Raw genomic sequence first — 3,698 nt, 5'->3', positions numbered from 1 at the left:
CGTCCGGCGCGGGCGCGTCGGGCGGGAGCGGCGGATCGAACGCGGCGAACAGGTCGGGCACGGGCCGACCCGTAGAGGGTTCAGGCGCCGCCGTCATGCCGGCGGGACGGCTCGTGCTCCCGAACACGCAAGAGGGGTGGCGCCGCCGCGGCCGCGCCACCCCCCGCCAGCCATGATGGCCGAGATGAAACCCTAGGTGGTCTTCAGGTTGGACGACACGTTGTTGAACGTGTTCTTCAGGTTGTTGCCCAGGCCCTGCATCGCGGCGATCGCGGCGACGGCGATCAGCGCGGCGATCAGGCCGTACTCGATCGCGGTCGCGCCCTTGTTGTTCTTGATGAAGTTGCGGATGGTCTGCATAGATGGTCTCCAGTCGTTGAAGCTTCAGTTACCCGGCCGACCGGACGACCGGTGCAGCAGGCGCCGGTCTAGCGGCGAGACGTTGATAAAGATTGAATGCCGATCGGATCGCTCGTCAGTGGGCGGCGAGTACCTTGGTGCTGATATTGTTCCACATATTGGCCGTGCTGCCGCCGAGCGCCTGCAGCGCGCCGAAGATCACGAGCACGATGCCCGCGAGGATCAGGCCGTATTCGACGGCGGTGGCGGCGCGAGTCTCGACGCGCAGGCGCCCTAGCAGGAAAGGAACTCGCCACATGCTCCACGTTCTACGTGACGGATACTTAACGAATGGCTGACGCTTCAACCTTGATGCCGGCCGTGATGATCGTGGCGGCGGGCGCGCTGATCGACGCGGACGGGCGCGTCCTGGTGCAGCAGCGGCCGGCGGGCGGGTCGTATCCGGGCCTGTGGGAGTTTCCGGGCGGCAAGGTGGAGTCGGGCGAGACACCGGCGGCGGCGCTGGCGCGCGAGTTGCGCGAGGAACTGGGGATCGCGGTCGACCCTCGCGACTGCCGGCCGCTCGCCTTTTCCGACGGGCTAGCGGGCACGCGGCCGTTGTTGCTGCTGCTCTATCGCGTCGAGCGCTGGGACGGCGTGCCGCGCGCGTTGCACGCCGCCGCGCTGCGCTGGGCGACGGTCGGCGCGCTGGCGGACCTGCCGATGCCGCCGGCCGACCAGCCGCTGCTCGCGGCGCTGGGTTGACAGGGGGCGGGCGTCTCCGCCAAGCCCCGCCCCGCTGGCCCGATGGCGGAGTGGTGACGCAGAGGACTGCAAATCCTTGCACCCGGGTTCGATTCCCGGTCGGGCCTCCAGCCGTCAGGCGTCCTCCGGCTCCATTGTCGTCGCGACGGGCACCGCCTGCGCGGTCATGGTGACGTAATCGAGCTTGCCGGTGCCGAGCACGGGCAGCGCCGGGACGATCCGCACCTCCTTGGGCAGCATCAGCTCGGTGACGCCATTGGCGCGGCCCCAGGCCTGGAGCGCCGCGGCGCTGGCGTCGGCGCGGGTGGTGAACAGCACCAGTTGCTCGCCCTTGCGCGCGTCCGGCCGGGTGACCACCGCGTGCTCGCTGTCGGGCCAGAGCCGGGCGGCGTAGCCTTCGACGGCGGGTAGCGAGACCATCTCGCCGCCGATCTTGGCGAAGCGCTTGGCGCGGCCGCGGATCGTGACGAAGCCGGCCGCGTCGATCAGCACGATGTCGCCCGTGTCGTGCCAGCCGCCCTTGGGCGGCTGGAGCCGGCCGGGCGCGTCGGCCTTCAGATAGCCGGCCATGATGTTCGGCCCCCGAATCGACAGGCGGCCGCCCCCAATCCCGTCAGCCGCGTCGATGCCGGGCACGGGATCGAGCCGGCCCTCGACGCCGGGCAGCAGCCGGCCGACGCTGCCGGCCTGGAAATGCATGGGCGTGTTGACCGCGATGACCGGCGCCGCCTCCGTCGCGCCATAGCCTTCCAGGATGCGCAGCCCGAACTTCTCCGCATAGACGCGCCGCGTCTCGTCGCGGACGCGCTCGGCGCCGGCGAAGATGTAGCGCAGGCTGAAGAAGTCATAGCCATGCGCCATGCGGGCATAGCCGGCGAGGAACGTGTCCGTCCCGAACAGGATCGTCGCGTTCGCGTCATAGGCGAGCGCGGGGACGATGCGGTAGTGGAGCGGCGACGGGTAGAGCACCGTCTTCACCCCGTGCAGGATCGGCAGCAGCGTGCCGCCCGTCAGCCCGAAGCTGTGGAACACCGGCAGCGCGTTGAGCACCACGTCGCCGGCGTTGAAGTCGATCCGCGCGGCGAGCTGCTCGCAATTCGCCAGCAGGTTGCGATGGGTGAGCACGACGCCCTTGGGCAGGCCCTCCGAGCCGCTGGTGAAGAGGATGACGGCCGGGCTTTCCGGCGAGACGCGGCGGCGGCGGTGCAGACGGCCGGCGAGGCGGGTGAGCAGCAGCGCGCGCAGCCTGGTGCCGGCGCCGAGCGGGAGGTCCTCCAGATAGCGGATCGCGAGCTCGTCGCCCGCCAGCCCCGCCAGCGTGTCGCCCAGCTTCGCCTGCTCGACGAACGCGCGCGAGGTGACGATCCGCTTCACCGCCGCCGCGCGGCAGGCGGCCTGAAGGTTGGCGAGCCCGGCGGTGTAGTTGAGCATCGCGGGCACGCGGCCGGCGAACTGGAGCGCGAAGAAGCTGGCGACGACCGCGTTGACGTTGGGGAGCAGCAGCCCGATCGCCTCGCCGGGCGCGGTGCCGTCCGCCAGCGGCCCGGCTAGCGCGAGCGCGCCGGTGACGAGGCGGTCGTAAGTCAGCGGGGCACGCTGCACATCCTCGACCACCGACGCCTTGCCGCCGTGGATGTCCCTGGCGCCGAGCAGCGCCTGGAACAGCGTGCGGTCGATGGCGGCGGTGGCGAAGGCGGCGTCGCTCATCACGTCGTACAGCTGGCGTCCGGCGGCGGCGCGGCGCGCGCGGGCACTGTCGCCCGTCACGACGAAGCGGCGCGGCGGCAGGACGGTGAGCGCGATGCGCGGGAACCAGCGGCGGCGCACCTTGCCGCCCAGCCGCGAGAAGGGCGTGAACTGCGCGCCCTCGATCCGCACCGGCACGATCGGCGCCCCGGCCTTGTCGGCGACCATGCCGGGGCCGTCGAACACCTTCATCAGCGCGCCCGTCACGGTGATGCGGCCTTCGGGGAAGATCACCAGCGTGCGGCCGTCGCGCACCGCCTTGACCATCGCCTTGGCCGCCATCGGATTCGTGGGATCGACCGGGAAGGCGTCGAACAGGCCGAGGAACGGCCGGACCCACCAGGCCTGCGCCACCCGGGTGTGGACGGCGAAGGTCGGCTTGCCGGGCAGGACGGCGGCGAGGAGCAGGCCGTCGAGGAAGGACACGTGGTTGACCACCACCACCGCGCCCGTGCCGTCCGCCGGCAGGTGTTCCGCGCCGGTCAGCCGGATGCGGTACAGCAGCGTCAGCACGGCGCGGGCGAGGCCCTTGAACACCGTCTCGGGCAGCAGCCAGCAGGAGATCAGCGCCACCGCCAGCGTCGCGAAGCCGAGCGCCCCCATCACGCCCGGCACGCCGGCGCCGCGCCCGATCAGCAGCAGGACGACCAGCGTCAGCGCCACCGTCACCACCGCGTTGACGATGTTGTTGGCGGCGATGACGCGCGAGCGCTGGTCGGGGCGGGCGTGCGTCTGCAGCCAGGCGTAGAGGGGGACGACGAAGGTGCCCCCGGCGACCGCCAGACCGGCGAGGCCCGCCAGGATCGGCCAGGCCTGCGGGCGCGCGACGAAGCCGCGCCAGTCCGTTG

At 71.7% G+C, this 3,698-nt stretch carries 4 protein-coding genes and 1 tRNA gene; 2 read left to right on the top strand and 3 right to left on the bottom strand.

What is annotated here, in order from left to right:
• Nucleotides 1-192: 192 nt before the first annotated feature.
• Both HUU95_RS10735 and HUU95_RS10730 read right to left on the bottom strand, forming a co-directional pair.
• Nucleotides 193-360 carry a Flp family type IVb pilin gene (locus HUU95_RS10735; protein ID WP_174280106.1) on the bottom strand — a complete coding sequence of 56 codons (168 nt, stop codon included), beginning with the start codon at nt 358-360 and terminating at the stop codon, nt 193-195.
• 115 nt (nt 361-475) lie between these two features.
• Nucleotides 476-658 (bottom strand): Flp family type IVb pilin, encoded by a 183-nt coding sequence (locus HUU95_RS10730; protein ID WP_174280105.1) that lies wholly within the window; start codon nt 656-658, stop codon nt 476-478.
• Between the two features lie 32 nt (nt 659-690).
• Here HUU95_RS10730 and HUU95_RS10725 point away from each other — a divergent pair, with 32 nt between their 5' ends.
• Together HUU95_RS10725 and HUU95_RS10720 are read left to right on the top strand one after the other, a co-directional pair.
• A complete protein-coding gene (locus HUU95_RS10725; RefSeq protein WP_302480117.1) occupies nt 691-1,104 on the top strand; it encodes a (deoxy)nucleoside triphosphate pyrophosphohydrolase in 414 nt (137 codons plus the stop codon).
• Nucleotides 1,105-1,140: 36 nt separating this feature from the next.
• Nucleotides 1,141-1,214: transfer RNA gene (locus tag HUU95_RS10720), tRNA-Cys, on the top strand.
• Between the two features lie 4 nt (nt 1,215-1,218).
• On the opposite strand, the gene HUU95_RS10715 is transcribed toward HUU95_RS10720, so the two are convergent.
• The coding region (locus HUU95_RS10715; protein ID WP_174280104.1) for an AMP-binding protein at nt 1,219-3,698 on the bottom strand (2,480 nt) is incomplete at its 5' end.

Source organism: Sphingomonas bacterium, from assembly GCF_903643065.1.
Classification (GTDB): Bacteria; Pseudomonadota; Alphaproteobacteria; order Sphingomonadales; family Sphingomonadaceae; genus Sphingomonas.
The sequence above is the reverse complement of the archived record's forward strand: the minus strand, read 5'-3'. Positions and strand labels throughout refer to the sequence as shown.

Bases quoted from the DNA above. Each gene is read 5' to 3' on its own strand.
- HUU95_RS10725 (WP_302480117.1), top strand. From the start codon at position 691: ATGGCTGACGCTTCAACCTTGATGCCGGCCGTGATGATCGTGGCGGCG.
- HUU95_RS10730 (WP_174280105.1), bottom strand. From the start codon at position 658: ATGTGGCGAGTTCCTTTCCTGCTAGGGCGCCTGCGCGTCGAGACTCGC.
- HUU95_RS10735 (WP_174280106.1), bottom strand. From the start codon at position 360: ATGCAGACCATCCGCAACTTCATCAAGAACAACAAGGGCGCGACCGCG.